A 12,310-nucleotide genomic window follows, 5' to 3' on the forward strand; every position below is an offset into this window, starting at 1 on the left:
ACAATCCAAAGAAAACTATTCGCTCCTCATTCTTTAGCTTAGGTTTTAAGCTAAAGGTAATTTGTTAAGGAGTATTTTATGTCGGACTCATCCGTTAACTCAGTTCGCCGCGTTACCGCCCAGCACCCGGCACACCGCGATGATATTGGTGATCTGGTCACTCGGCGGCCATTGCCTGGGCCGGGTCTTGATCAGTTGGATCCTTTTCTGTTTTTGAATCATCACGGCCCGCAGGTTTATCCCGCCAATAATCAAGGTTTGCCGTTTGGCCCGCACCCGCATCGTGGCTTTGAAACGGTAACGTTCATTCTGGAAGGCTCGCTTGCCCATGCCGATAGCGCCAAGCATCAGAGCGTGATTCATAAAGGCGGCGTGCAGTGGATGACGGCGGGCAGCGGTATTGTGCATGCGGAAATCTCACCCGCTGAGTTTTTGCGTGACGGTGGCCCGCTGGAAATCCTTCAACTTTGGATCAATCTGCCTGCGCGTTTGAAAATGAGCGAACCGCGCTATATGGGCCTTCAACAGGATTCAATTCCGACAATTGCGCTACCAGGTGGCGGTGAGTTGAATCTGATCGCCGGGGAGTGGGGCGATACAAGCGGCCCTATCGAGACGTTAACCAATGTGTTTATGTCGACGCTTAAGCTGCCTGCCGGTGCGCGCGAGCAACTGCCCGTTGCCGCTGGGCGACAGGTGTTTCTGTATGTGGTGAGTGGCGACGTTACGGTGAGCGGTGAACCCACCAAGCCCCATCAACTGGTTGAACTGGACCGGGAGGGCGATAGCATTGTGATTGAAGCCGCAAGCGACGCTCAGCTGCTGTTTGGTCATGGCGATGTCATCGATGAGCCGGTTTACTCTCACGGGCCGTTTGTGATGAATACTCGCGAAGAGATCGAGCAGGCGGTCGAGGATTATCAGGCCGGTAAGTTTGGCGGACTGAACGCCTAAATGCTTTATTTTTAAACTGGCTCGCCGCGATAGTAGTGCCATAAAAACAGCGACCCCACGCTGCGCCAAGGCTCCACCAACTGGCGCGCCTGCTTGGGCGTGGGTTTGTCGTCTAAACCTTTTAAGCGGCCTAACGCTACGCGTAGGGCGAGGTCATCGGCAGGGAAGATATCCGGGCGTTTAAGCGAGAACATCAGGTAGATTTCAGCACTCCAGCGCCCAAAGCCACGCAGTTGGGTAATCGTGGCAATCACTTCCTCATCGCCTAGATGCTCAAGCCCGTCGGCACTGAAGGTGCCGGCAAGCTCCGCTTCGGCAAGCCCTTTAGCGTACTCGATTTTGCGCCACGAGAGCCCGGCATCACGCAGTGCCTGACCTTGTGTGTCGAGGACGGCTTGGGCGTGAAGCTCTGGTAGCAGGGTATTCACGCGGCTCATAATCGCACGAGCCGCTTCCGTGGAAAGCTGCTGGCTGACAATGGTGGAGAAGAACGTCGCAAAGCCTTTATTACGCACACGTGGCGAGGGCGCCCCTACCAATGGAAGGGCACGGGCGATATCCTGGTCGGCCTTGGCGAGCGCTTTTAGGGCCTTTTCAATGGTGTCAGGGGTCATATGACGCCTTATGGGTGCAGAGAGTTACTAGGGTTTGTACGAAAAGTCGCTGAGCGAAGGCCAGACAAGGCAAAAATCAGCGAAAAAGCGGACCGAGCTCGCGCACGAGTTTACATGTGTAAATGAGTATTTTGATCGGACTCGCGCACGAGCTGATTTTTAACGCCGTATGGTCGAGCGCAAGCAGTTTTCGTACAAAGCCTAAGGTGCTTTGTGGATTAAGCCTTTTAACGCAGGCCTGCTTCAAAGCGTAGTCTGTTAAAGTGAAACACTCGCCTGCTAATATTTCATTGAGCATATTTATACTTTCGTCTAATCCTGCGATCATCGCCCCACTATATGGCCGTTTGTTAAGCAGGCGTTTGGCGCGTCTGAGGAGAAAAAATGCAAGAGTCGCCCCAAGGGCTGGCGCGTAACCCGCGTTTGGCCGAATTCGCCTTGGCGCTAGGTGGGTTTGGTATTGGCACCAGTGAATTCGTCATAATGGGCCTGATGAACCGTGTCGCAAGCGACCTGGCGGTTAGCGTGCCGCAAGTTGGCTACGCGATCAGCAGCTACGCGTTAGGCGTTGTGGTCGGGGCTCCGTTGATTTCCGCATTGGCCGCGCGCGCGCCCAAGCGGGCGTTATTAATTGCGCTGATGCTGGTGTTTGCCATCGGCAATATTGCCAGTGCCATGGCACCAGGGTTCTGGTCGTTCGTGGGACTGCGCTTTGTGGCAGGTTTACCGCATGGCGCCTACTTCGGCGTTGCGGCATTAGTCGCCGCAGGGGCGGTGCCGGTTGATCAACGTGCCCGGGCCATTTCCCGTGTCATGCTGGGCTTAACCACGGCCATTTTAATCGGCGCGCCGCTGGGTACCTGGGCGGGCAATCTGTTTGGCTGGCAAATCGCGTTTTCCGGGGTCGGCGTTATCGCCTTACTAACCGCGCTATTAATTCGTACGTGGGTGCCGGTGCAGCCGTTTGATGCACTCGCAAGCCCGCTGCGTGAGCTATCGGCACTGGCCAAGTCTCGTGTTCTGGTCACCATTGCCATTGCCTGTATCGGCTGTGGCGGTATGTTTTCGATTTTTAGTTATGTGATGCCCACCCTGACGCAACAGGCGGGCATGAGCGAAGCCTTGGGGCCACTGGTACTGGTGATTTTCGGTGTGGGGTCGATTATTGGTAACCTGGTCGGTGGTCGCATGGCGGATAAGAACCTGATGCGGGCCATTCCAAAAATTCTGGTTTGGTGTGCCCTGATTCAAGGGCTTTATTATTTTGCTGCCAATAACGTATGGACAGGGCTTCTGTGCGTTGGGCTTGTGGGTACCTGTATGGCCCTTGCCCCTTCGTTGCAAACGCGCTTGATGGATGTGGCCGGGGATGCTCAAACCATGGCGGCCTCGCTTAATCATGCTGCGTTTAATGGCGCTAATGCATTAGGTGCTTGGCTTGCCGGGTTGGCGATTAGTGCTGGTTTGAACTGGTCGAGTACGGGGCTGGTGGGCACGGGCCTGGCGCTATGCGGGCTAGCGATTTTTGCGTGGGGGCGCTGGCTTGAGAAACGCACCGACAGCGTGGCTGTGGGGTTATAAAAGTGGCATAAATAGCCATTCATTCCTAGGGTGTAAGGGTGCAACCCATAAGGAGATGACTATGCATACTCAATTGATCAAGACATCGCGCGTTTTAACGTTGAGCGCTATTGCCGCATTAACGATTGGTTTAGCTGGCTGCGGTACGACAACGGGTGAACGCTCTGCGAGTGGCGCTGGGTTAGGTGCCGCTGTGGGGGCGGGCGCTGCCGCTGCCACGGGTGGCAGTGTCGCTGGTGGTGCCGCGCTAGGCGCAGGCGTTGGTGCTGCAACGGGCGCCCTGACCGATGAAGACGATATCAATCTAGACCGCGATTAATCGTGAAAGCCCACTGCTCGTTCATCATTGCCTATTTTTCTTAAGGGCCTGTTTCTCTTAAAGCACGGCGTTTTAACGACATAGCCTGAAGCCGCGCATGCCCATATGAAAATGATCGGCGTGCGCGGCGTTATAGTCAGGCCCCAATACGTTGCCAAACGTACTGCAAGCGCCATCGCGCGCTGCTCGCAAGAACTCTCCTGTTTCCCCTTTATCATCCCAGTGGTTGATCAGTGTTATACGTTGGCCGTTCTCAAGCTGAAACCCGATAACATCCAGTGCTTCCGCCGTGGCATGCTCGCTGCGCCGGTCGCTCTCACGATGGTAAATATTGCGGCAGGCAAAGCTGCCCACGTGATTTACCTGAACCACGCGGCTTCCCATGATTTCTTGCGCCGCAGGCTGAAGTTCGTGACGCTCGTACATCACCCAGGCAAGCGCTAGCGGGCAGGAAGCCACAAAGCTTTGGTTAAAGCGCACACTGCTGGCCTGCATACGTACAATATTAGTCAGTGGGCAGTTTGCGGTGGGGGAGTAATCGGCAAGGGGGGTATAGCTCAGCTCGCCTTCTGGCACGGTATTCAGCGCGGCTAAACAGGCATCTCTATTGTTGCTTAAACGTTTGATTTTTAGCTGAGTAACGGGCGTTATCGGATCATTGATATGAAGAGGAGCCCACGGTGCCCAGTGGCGAGGAATGTCAATAATGCCTTTTTGCACGGCCACACCAAGTGCAATAAAAACCAATATAACCAGCGTGCTGCGCATCCAACCTCCTTGTGTACTTACGCAAACTCTACAGTCCGCGCAGAGGGTGTGCGATACTGCGCACCTTAAATAAGTGTGTTGTTTTGTTTGCTCCGCTAACGATCTTTTTGCTAACTGTTTTCACTAACCGTTTTTTCGCTAACAAGGGAAGCGCTGTATGTCCCAAGGTACGCTTTTTATTGTTTCCGCCCCGTCGGGTGCAGGCAAAACCAGTCTGGTTCGCGAGTTGATTGAAAGCCTTGATGGCATTCAGGTCTCGGTATCGCATACTACACGCGTTAAGCGTGACGGTGAGGTGGATAGCGTTAATTATCATTTCACCACGGTGGCTGACTTTGAAGCGATGATTAAGCGTGGCGACTTTTTTGAGTATGCCAAAGTCTTCGATAATTACTATGGCACGTCGCGCGAGGCGGTCCAAACGCTGTTGAAAGCGGGCCAGGATGTTATTCTGGAAATCGACTGGCAGGGCGCGCAGCAGGTACGCGAACAAATGCCTGAGGCGGTATCCATCTTTATTCTGCCGCCATCGCTTGGCGAGCTGGAGCACCGCTTGGCGAATCGCGGTACGGATGAGCATGCAGTGATTGCACGGCGCATGCGTGATGCGGTTAGCGAGATGTCACACTTTAATGAGTATGACTACCTGGTAATTAACGATGACTTCACCACGGCGTTTCAGGAACTGCAGTCGCTGGTGATCAGTCGCCGCTTAACGCTTACCAAGGTTAGCGAGCGCCATGCACCGCTACTGGATGCGCTCTTGTCACAGGCGCCCAGCGTCGAGTAATCTATCAGGTTCTATTACTATTCTTTTTCTCGCTGGGTCGGCGGCGTTATCCAACAACGCCGGCCCAGCGTCGTCATTACAGGAAGGCCCCATGGCTCGCGTAACCGTTGAAGATTGTCTGGAAAATGTCGAAAACCGCTTCAAGTTGGTGATGATTTCCACCCAGCGCGCCCGCCAATTGGCACGTGGCTCGCGTGATGCCCAGTTGGCTTGGGAAAACGATAAGCCTACCGTGATGGCATTGCGTGAAATTGCAGCAGGCCTCGTGGATCACACCGTACTCGACGAACCTGTTGAAGCGCCTGTTCGCGTGCGTCCCGCCATGGCGCCCAGCGCCCAAATCGACGACTAAGGCTGAAACGAGCAGGGGCGCGGTAAATGTTCACCATTGATGACCTGGCCGATCGACTCGGCGGCTATTTACCCTCAGACGAGATCCAGCAGGTCAAGCGCGCCTTTTATTACGCTGAGCAGGCCCATGATGGTCAGCGTCGGCGCTCGGGTGAGCCCTACGTTACCCATCCGCTTGCTGTGGCCAATATTCTGGCCAATATGCACATGGACCATCAAAGCCTGATGGCCGCCATGCTGCATGATGTCATTGAAGATACCGGTGTTTCCAAAAAGGCGTTGGCGGCCCAGTTCGGCAACCCGGTGGCGGAGCTTGTCGATGGCGTTTCCAAGCTGACCCAAATCACCTTTGAAGATAAAGCCGTTGCCCAAGCGGAAAACTTCCAGAAGATGGTGTTGGCGATGTCGCGGGATATTCGCGTCATTATCGTCAAGCTTGCTGACCGCCTGCATAACATGCGTACGCTTGGTGCGCTCAGGCCGGATAAAAAACGCCGTATTGCCCGAGAAACACTGGAAATTTACGCTCGTATTGCCGGGCGGCTAGGCATCAATACGATTCGTATTGAGCTTGAAGACCTCTCGTTTCAAGCCATTCACCCCATGCGTTCAGAGCGTATCAAGCGAGCGGTCGCCAGCGCCCGGGGGAATCGGCGTAGCGCCATGCGTGAAATCCAGTCGTCACTGCAGCAAAGCCTGGATGAAGAGGCGTTGCAGGGCACGGTCATGGGGCGGCAAAAGCATCTGCTCTCGATCTATAAAAAGATGCGCGACCAGCGTAAACCGTTTGCTGAAATCATGGACGTATTCGGGTTTCGGATCATTACTGAGGATGTCGCCAACTGCTATCGTATCCTGGGCGTGGTGCATAATCTGTATAAGCCGGTGCCTGGGCGCTTTAAAGACTATATCGCCATCCCCAAGGCCAACGGCTATCAAAGTCTCCACACTACGCTGTTTGGGCCGCGCGGCATGCCGATTGAAGTGCAGATCCGCACCCGCGAAATGGAGGCCATGGCCAATAACGGTATTGCTGCTCACTGGCTCTATAAAGCGGGGCAGACCACGCATCCGATTGCCGAAGGCAGCCATGCGCGCGCCCGAGCTTGGGTGAAAGGCCTATTGGAAATGCAGCGCCACGCGGGGAACTCATTGGAGTTTATCGAACACGTCAAAAATGATCTGTTCCCCGATGACATCTACGTGTTTACCCCAAAAGGCGACATCATGGAGCTGCCCCAAGGCGCCACGGTGATCGACTTTGCCTACAGCGTGCATACCGATATCGGCAATAACTGTATTGCCTGCCGAATTGACCGTCATCTGGCGCCGCTGTCAACACGCGTGGAAAGCGGCCAAACGCTGGAAATTATCACCGCACCCGGCGCACGCCCCAACCTTGCCTGGCTTAGCTTTGTCTCGACGGCCAAAGCGCGCTCGGCTATTCGCCACGCGCTGAAGCATCAGCAGCAAACCGAAGCGATTACGCTTGGTCGGCGGCTCCTTAACAAGGCGCTGGCGCCGTTTGAAACCAGCCTGGAAGAGCTTGACGACAGCGTACTTCAGCAAGCGTTAAAAGAGCTGGAAATAGCCTCACAGGATAGCCTTCTGGAGTCGCTGGGCCTGGGCAACCGTATGGCGAATGTGGTCGCCAGGCGCTTGATAGATGTCGCTCATGATGATCTTCTCGATTCCCGTTCAGGTACCTTTGATGGCGGTAAAGCCGTGCTGATTAGCGGTAGCGAGGGCATGGTGATTAACTTTGCTCGCTGTTGCCACCCGCTTCCGGGCGACCCGGTGTTGGGTCACCTTTCCATGGGCAAAGGGCTGGTGGTGCATCGCGCCGAGTGCAGAAACCTGACAGAGCATAAAAACGACCCTGATAAGCTGTTTACGCTTGAGTGGTCTGATGCGATTGATGAAGATTTCCCGGTGGCACTGCGGATTGAAATTGAAAGCCACCGAGGCCTCGTCGCGGAGCTTGCAGGGCTGGTGACCGATGCTGATGCTAATATTGAGCGAATCGGCATTGAGGAGCGCGACGCGCGCCTCTCTACGGTTAATCTAACGCTGTCGGTCAAGGGCCGCGTTCACCTTGCACGTATTATCAAGCGCATTCGTAATTTGCCGAACGTCGTCAAAATTACCCGTATGACCAATTAAATCCATTTAAAGCGGCCTGGCCGAACTGCCATTCGGCACCGGCCACGTAACGCTATTGCGGTCATTAACCCTATTTTGGAAAAAAACAGTATCCCTTTTAAACCTTATACAAACACGCTGGTTGGATAATTAACGCTTAATAATGACTGGTACTGAATAACGACGAGTACTAAATAACTGAGGAGCGAAACACCGCATGAGCAATAAAGCCGTTATTAATACTGACAAAGCCCCTGCCGCGATTGGCCCTTACTCGCAGGCGATCAAAGCAGGTAATACGGTCTATCTCTCTGGTCAAATTCCGCTAGACCCAGCGACCATGGAGCTGGTCTCCGAGGATTTCGAAGCACAGGCACGTCAGGTATTTACCAACCTGAAAGCCGTTTGCGAAGAAGCCGCAGGCTCGCTTGGCGATGTGGTGAAACTGAATTTGTACCTGGTCGACCTGGATAACTTCGCCATCGTTAACAAAGTAATGGAAGAGTTTTTCTCTACACCGTTTCCTGCCCGCGCCGCGGTGGGTGTTAAAGCGCTGCCTAAAGGCAGCCAGGTAGAAGCCGAAGCCGTAATGGTCATCGGCGACTAAACCGTTAACGACGTTTCCGCTATAAAAAACACCGGCTGAGCGTTAAACGCCCCGCCGGTGTTTGCGTATTGATTATCTCGTCTGCTATCGACTGTTTTGCTATCTGAATTAACGCTTTTTTACCCGGAGTTTTTCAATCAGGCTTTCTGTGTCTCCAAAAAGCCGCCCTCTTTGAGTATCTGAGCGTAACCTTCACGGTAGCTGGGGTAGCTAAACTGATAGCCGGTTTCGAGGATACGTTGGTTGTTACAGCGCTTACTGGCCCGGCGGCGCAGCGGCGATTGCATGGTATCGGTTGATTCCACCTTCAGCTGCTTGCCGATCCAGGCCATCACGTTATGCAGCGTGACCGGCTCGCAGTCGCTACCCAGGTAAAGTTCCGCCAGTGATTGACCGCTTTCCTGACGGCGAATTAAATGCGCCAGAATACCGGTGCAGTCATCCCGATGAATGCGGTTGGAGTAGATAACGGGCGTAACCGCAGCGATACGGCCTTCCGCTACCTGATGAATCAAGCGGTCACGGCCAGGCCCATAAATGCCTGAAAAACGTACCACGGTGCCGGGTAGCGGATGGTTAAGCAGCAGTTGCTCCGCTTCATGCATCAGCATGCCGGAGAAGCTGGTGGGTCCGATTGGGCTATCCTCGGTCACCTCTTCGCCTTCCTGCTGACCATATACACTGGTAGAGGAGACAAAAAAGACCCGGCGCGGCGATTTTTTGTGCTGTTCCATCACGTTCAGTACGCGTTTTAGACCGTCCGGATAGGCGCTTTGGTAGGCGCTCTCTTCAAAGCGGTCAGCGCTTACGCTATAAATGACGTAGTCCGCTTGGGGGAGTGCAGATGCATTGGCCTCATCAAGATCATTAAGGTCAAGTGCCAGGGGTTCAATGCCGGTGTCTTTTAAAACAGCCGTTTTACGACGTACGCCAATGACGCGGTGCCCCTCATCAATCAGCTCGCGTCCTAAGGTAATGCCGAGATCGCCACAACCGATAATCAGTATCGTTAGCTTCACCTTGTCCACTCCTTTTGATAAATATTCCCTATTGGATACAAACTCGTTGCGAGATGTGACATCGTCATCAGGATTTCCTGTCCCTTTTCGTCCCGCTGACTGCCATGATATTCGTCATGAGCTGCTACGAGAGGATGCCCACTGGCGCCGTTATGACTTTAACAGAACTTCGCTACATCGTAACCCTTGCCCAGGAACGCCACTTTGGTCGCGCGGCTGAACGCTGCCATGTGTCGCAGCCCACGCTTTCTGTGGCGGTGAAAAAACTGGAGGAGGAGCTTGATATACCGCTGTTTGAGCGCTCCAAATCCACGATTCAGGTAACCCCCCTTGGTGAGAAGATCATTGCTCAGGCCCAGCGCGTGCTGGAGCAAAGCCGGCTGATTTATGAAATGGCCAACGCGGGTAAGGATCAGCTATCCAATCCACTACGCATTGGGGCTATTTACACGATTGGTCCCTACTTGTTTCCGCACCTGATTCCTGCTCTTGCTGATATTGCGCCGCAAATGCCGCTGTATATTGAAGAAGGTATGACCGGAACGTTACGTGCCAAGTTAAAAAATGGCGAGCTGGATGTCATTATTGTGGCACTGCCGTTCACGGACACCGATATTGTGACCAAGCCTATTTACGAAGAGCAGTTTGAAGTCTTGATACCGGCAAATCACCGCTGGGTAGAGCGCGAAGCTATTCGTAAAGAGGAGCTGCTGGAAGAGCGCTTGCTGCTGTTGGGTGAAGGCCACTGCTTTAGAGACCAGATTCTTGAGGCGTGCCCGGCGATTACCCAAAAGCTTAACAACCCGAATAACACCTTGATTGCCGAGGGTGGCTCGCTGGAAACCATTCGGCATATGGTGGCGTCACGGCTAGGCATTACCGTATTGCCGCAGTCAGCGTTAGGCACCGATCAGTATGAAAACGCGATGCTTGAGAGTCGGCCCTTTGTAGACCCTGCCCCTTCACGGACGGTAGCGATCGCCTGGCGAGCCAGCTTCCCGCGCCCTAAAGCGATCGATGCCCTAGTGGATGCCATCAGCCAGTGCAAGCAGCCTGCCCAAAAGGGTAAAGCGCGCTCATGAGCGATCTTAATGGCCCCGTCACTGCGCTTAAAGGCGTTGGTGAAGCGTTGGCGCTCAAGCTTTCGCGGTTGGGCATTGAACACGTGAGCGATCTGCTTTTTCACCTGCCGCTACGCTATCAGGATCGCACTCGATTAACGCCAATCGGCCTGCTACGCGCTGGGCAGGAAGCCGTGATTGAGGGTGAAGTGACTGCCTCGGACGTCGTTAAAGGGCGACGGAGAAGCCTGCTGGTGCGCCTGCGCGATGGTAGCGGTATTCTAAGCCTACGATTTTTTCATTTTTCGCCTGTCCAACAGCAGCAGTTACACCCGGGCGTTTCGGTTCGTGCGTTTGGAGAAGCGCGGGCCGGGGCCACCGGGCTAGAAATTTATCATCCCGAATATCGCTTGAATACGGCGGGTGAAACGCCGGTCGATGAGTATTTTACCCCCATCTACCCCGCCACCGAAGGCTTGAATCAAGCCCGCTTGCGAGCATTGACGCAGCAAGCGCTTGGCCTGCTGGATAGCGCGCCCGAAGCGCTACCCGATGTCATTCCTGACGCGCTGCGTCAGCGTTTTCACCTGCCGGGGCTGCACGCCTGCCTACATTTGCTGCATCAACCCCCGCCCGATGTGGACATCGAAAAGCTGACCAGCGGCCAGCATGCCGCCACGCGCCGTTTAGCGTTGGAAGAGCTTTTAGCGCATCAGCTTAGCCTGCGTGAAGTGCGCCTGCGTATTCAGGCCGACGGCGCCCCTCAGCTGCCTTCCGGGCGCAGCCTTCAGGCACGCTTTTTAGCTCAGCTGCCGTTTGCCTTAACGGGGGCCCAGAGGCGAGTGCTTGAGGAAATTGCGCTGGACTTAAGCCGTCCCGCCCCCATGCTGCGCCTGGTGCAAGGTGATGTGGGATCGGGGAAAACCGTGGTGGCCGCCATGGCAGCACTAGCGGCCCTGGCAGGCAATTGCCAAGCGGCAATAATGGCACCTACCGAAATCCTTGCTGAGCAGCACTACCGGGCGTTTAAAGCGTGGTTTGAGCCACTGGGCATTGAAGTCGCTTGGCTTGCAGGTAAATTAAAGGGCAAAACCCGCCTGGATGCGAAGGCAGCCATCGCCGATGGCCGCGCACGTATGGTGGTTGGCACCCACGCGCTATTCCAGGACGATGTTCATTTTCAGTGCCTAGGGCTGGCCATTATCGATGAACAGCACCGCTTTGGGGTTCACCAACGCCTGGCTCTGCGTGAAAAAGGCGAAGCGGGTGGGTTAACGCCACATCAGTTGATCATGACCGCGACACCTATTCCTCGCACGCTGGCCATGAGCGCCTATGCGGACCTGGATGTCTCGGTGATTGATGAGCTACCGCCGGGGCGTACGCCGGTTAAAACCGTGGTGGTGTCTGATGAGCGCCGCCCGGAGGTTGTTGAGCGGATTCGCCGTGCCTGCAGCGATGGTCGCCAGGCCTATTGGGTGTGCACGCTGATTGATGAGTCCGAAGTGCTGCAGTGCCAGGCGGCGGAAGTCACCTGTCAGGAACTAACCGATGCGTTACCGGAGCTTGCCATTGGCTTGATCCACGGGCGAATGAAGGCCAGCGAGAAGGCCGACGTGATGGCTGCTTTTAAAGAGGGCGAACTGGATCTGTTGGTAGCCACCACGGTGATTGAAGTGGGAGTAGATGTACCTAACGCCAGCCTGATGATTATTGAAAATCCGGAACGTCTGGGGCTTTCCCAGCTTCACCAACTGCGTGGTCGCGTGGGCCGAGGGAGCACGGAAAGCTTCTGTGTACTGCTTTATCACCCGCCGCTCTCCAAAAGCTCCCGCCAGCGCCTAAGTGTCATGCGTGAGACCACCGATGGTTTCCGTATCGCTGAAAAAGATCTGGAAATCCGCGGCCCGGGCGAGGTGTTAGGCACCCGGCAAACGGGCCTGGCGCAGATGAAAATTGCTGATCTGGAACGCGATGCTGACCTTTTAGAGCGCGTCACCGCGTTAGCGTGCGAGCTGCAAAGCGAACCGCAAATAACCGCCGTACTAGTGCGGCGGTGGTTGGGCGAAGCCGCAGGCCGCTACGGGCAGGTGTAGCGGTCAGT

The 12,310-nt window shown here is 54.9% G+C and carries 12 protein-coding genes; 9 read left to right on the forward strand and 3 right to left on the reverse strand.

Translation table 11 applies throughout. From position 1 onward, the window contains the following. Positions 1-78 precede the first annotated feature (78 nt). Positions 79-954 carry a pirin family protein gene (locus tag ACT3RU_RS00545; RefSeq protein ID WP_192526802.1) on the forward strand — a complete coding sequence of 292 codons (876 nt, stop codon included), beginning with the start codon at positions 79-81 and terminating at the stop codon, positions 952-954. An 11-nt stretch (positions 955-965) separates the two neighbouring features. Here ACT3RU_RS00545 and ACT3RU_RS00550 read toward each other — a convergent pair whose 3' ends face one another. Beyond that, positions 966-1,568 carry a DNA-3-methyladenine glycosylase family protein gene (locus tag ACT3RU_RS00550; protein ID WP_192526803.1) on the reverse strand — a complete coding sequence of 201 codons (603 nt, stop codon included), beginning with the start codon at positions 1,566-1,568 and terminating at the stop codon, positions 966-968. Between the two features lie 384 nt (positions 1,569-1,952). Between ACT3RU_RS00550 and ACT3RU_RS00555 the strand changes: the two genes are divergently transcribed. Together ACT3RU_RS00555 and ACT3RU_RS00560 are read left to right on the forward strand one after the other, a co-directional pair. Continuing rightward, on the forward strand, positions 1,953-3,149 hold the full coding sequence (locus ACT3RU_RS00555) for an MFS transporter (RefSeq protein WP_193054066.1): 1,197 nt from the start codon (positions 1,953-1,955) through the stop codon (positions 3,147-3,149). A gap of 61 nt (positions 3,150-3,210) precedes the next feature. After that, positions 3,211-3,468, forward strand: coding sequence for a YMGG-like glycine zipper-containing protein (locus ACT3RU_RS00560; protein WP_087110268.1), 258 nt, complete (start codon positions 3,211-3,213; stop codon positions 3,466-3,468). 72 nt (positions 3,469-3,540) lie between these two features. Here ACT3RU_RS00560 and ACT3RU_RS00565 read toward each other — a convergent pair whose 3' ends face one another. After that, positions 3,541-4,236 (reverse strand): extensin-like domain-containing protein, encoded by a 696-nt coding sequence (locus ACT3RU_RS00565; RefSeq protein ID WP_192526805.1) that lies wholly within the window; start codon positions 4,234-4,236, stop codon positions 3,541-3,543. 157 nt (positions 4,237-4,393) lie between these two features. Here ACT3RU_RS00565 and gmk point away from each other — a divergent pair, with 157 nt between their 5' ends. The 4 genes from gmk (at position 4,394) to ACT3RU_RS00585 (ending at position 8,126) form a co-directional block, all read left to right on the forward strand. Next, positions 4,394-5,026: a guanylate kinase gene (gene gmk / locus ACT3RU_RS00570; protein ID WP_192526806.1), complete on the forward strand. Its 633-nt coding sequence runs from the start codon at positions 4,394-4,396 to the stop codon at positions 5,024-5,026. 91 nt (positions 5,027-5,117) lie between these two features. After that, positions 5,118-5,378 (forward strand): DNA-directed RNA polymerase subunit omega, encoded by a 261-nt coding sequence (rpoZ, locus tag ACT3RU_RS00575; protein WP_087110274.1) that lies wholly within the window; start codon positions 5,118-5,120, stop codon positions 5,376-5,378. Between the two features lie 26 nt (positions 5,379-5,404). Next, positions 5,405-7,540 (forward strand): bifunctional GTP diphosphokinase/guanosine-3',5'-bis pyrophosphate 3'-pyrophosphohydrolase, encoded by a 2,136-nt coding sequence (gene spoT, locus ACT3RU_RS00580; RefSeq protein ID WP_087110276.1) that lies wholly within the window; start codon positions 5,405-5,407, stop codon positions 7,538-7,540. A 196-nt stretch (positions 7,541-7,736) separates the two neighbouring features. Continuing rightward, positions 7,737-8,126 carry a RidA family protein gene (locus ACT3RU_RS00585; protein WP_087110278.1) on the forward strand — a complete coding sequence of 130 codons (390 nt, stop codon included), beginning with the start codon at positions 7,737-7,739 and terminating at the stop codon, positions 8,124-8,126. Positions 8,127-8,263: 137 nt separating this feature from the next. On the opposite strand, the gene ACT3RU_RS00590 is transcribed toward ACT3RU_RS00585, so the two are convergent. After that, positions 8,264-9,145 (reverse strand): SDR family oxidoreductase, encoded by an 882-nt coding sequence (locus ACT3RU_RS00590; protein ID WP_192526807.1) that lies wholly within the window; start codon positions 9,143-9,145, stop codon positions 8,264-8,266. A gap of 152 nt (positions 9,146-9,297) precedes the next feature. Between ACT3RU_RS00590 and ACT3RU_RS00595 the strand changes: the two genes are divergently transcribed. Together ACT3RU_RS00595 and recG are read left to right on the forward strand one after the other, a co-directional pair. Beyond that, positions 9,298-10,227: a hydrogen peroxide-inducible genes activator gene (locus ACT3RU_RS00595; RefSeq protein ID WP_192526808.1), complete on the forward strand. Its 930-nt coding sequence runs from the start codon at positions 9,298-9,300 to the stop codon at positions 10,225-10,227. After that, the gene (recG, locus tag ACT3RU_RS00600) at positions 10,224-12,302 is read left to right on the forward strand and encodes an ATP-dependent DNA helicase RecG (protein ID WP_192526809.1); all 2,079 of its coding nucleotides are present in this window, start codon (positions 10,224-10,226) and stop codon (positions 12,300-12,302) included. The genes ACT3RU_RS00595 and recG overlap by 4 nt, the downstream gene beginning before the upstream one ends. Positions 12,303-12,310: the final 8 nt, after the last annotated feature.

Origin of the sequence: Halomonas sp. TP35, from assembly GCF_052375975.1 — a bacterium.
Lineage (GTDB): Bacteria > Pseudomonadota > Gammaproteobacteria > Pseudomonadales > Halomonadaceae > Vreelandella > Vreelandella citrativorans.

Bases quoted from the DNA above. Each gene is read 5' to 3' on its own strand.
- ACT3RU_RS00545 (WP_192526802.1), top strand. From the start codon at position 79: ATGTCGGACTCATCCGTTAACTCAGTTCGCCGCGTTACCGCCCAGCAC.
- spoT (WP_087110276.1), top strand. From the start codon at position 5,405: ATGTTCACCATTGATGACCTGGCCGATCGACTCGGCGGCTATTTACCC.
- ACT3RU_RS00550 (WP_192526803.1), bottom strand. From the start codon at position 1,568: ATGACCCCTGACACCATTGAAAAGGCCCTAAAAGCGCTCGCCAAGGCC.
- gmk (WP_192526806.1), top strand. From the start codon at position 4,394: ATGTCCCAAGGTACGCTTTTTATTGTTTCCGCCCCGTCGGGTGCAGGC.
- ACT3RU_RS00555 (WP_193054066.1), top strand. From the start codon at position 1,953: ATGCAAGAGTCGCCCCAAGGGCTGGCGCGTAACCCGCGTTTGGCCGAA.
- rpoZ (WP_087110274.1), top strand. From the start codon at position 5,118: ATGGCTCGCGTAACCGTTGAAGATTGTCTGGAAAATGTCGAAAACCGC.
- ACT3RU_RS00565 (WP_192526805.1), bottom strand. From the start codon at position 4,236: ATGCGCAGCACGCTGGTTATATTGGTTTTTATTGCACTTGGTGTGGCC.
- recG (WP_192526809.1), top strand. From the start codon at position 10,224: ATGAGCGATCTTAATGGCCCCGTCACTGCGCTTAAAGGCGTTGGTGAA.
- ACT3RU_RS00585 (WP_087110278.1), top strand. From the start codon at position 7,737: ATGAGCAATAAAGCCGTTATTAATACTGACAAAGCCCCTGCCGCGATT.
- ACT3RU_RS00595 (WP_192526808.1), top strand. From the start codon at position 9,298: ATGACTTTAACAGAACTTCGCTACATCGTAACCCTTGCCCAGGAACGC.
- ACT3RU_RS00560 (WP_087110268.1), top strand. From the start codon at position 3,211: ATGCATACTCAATTGATCAAGACATCGCGCGTTTTAACGTTGAGCGCT.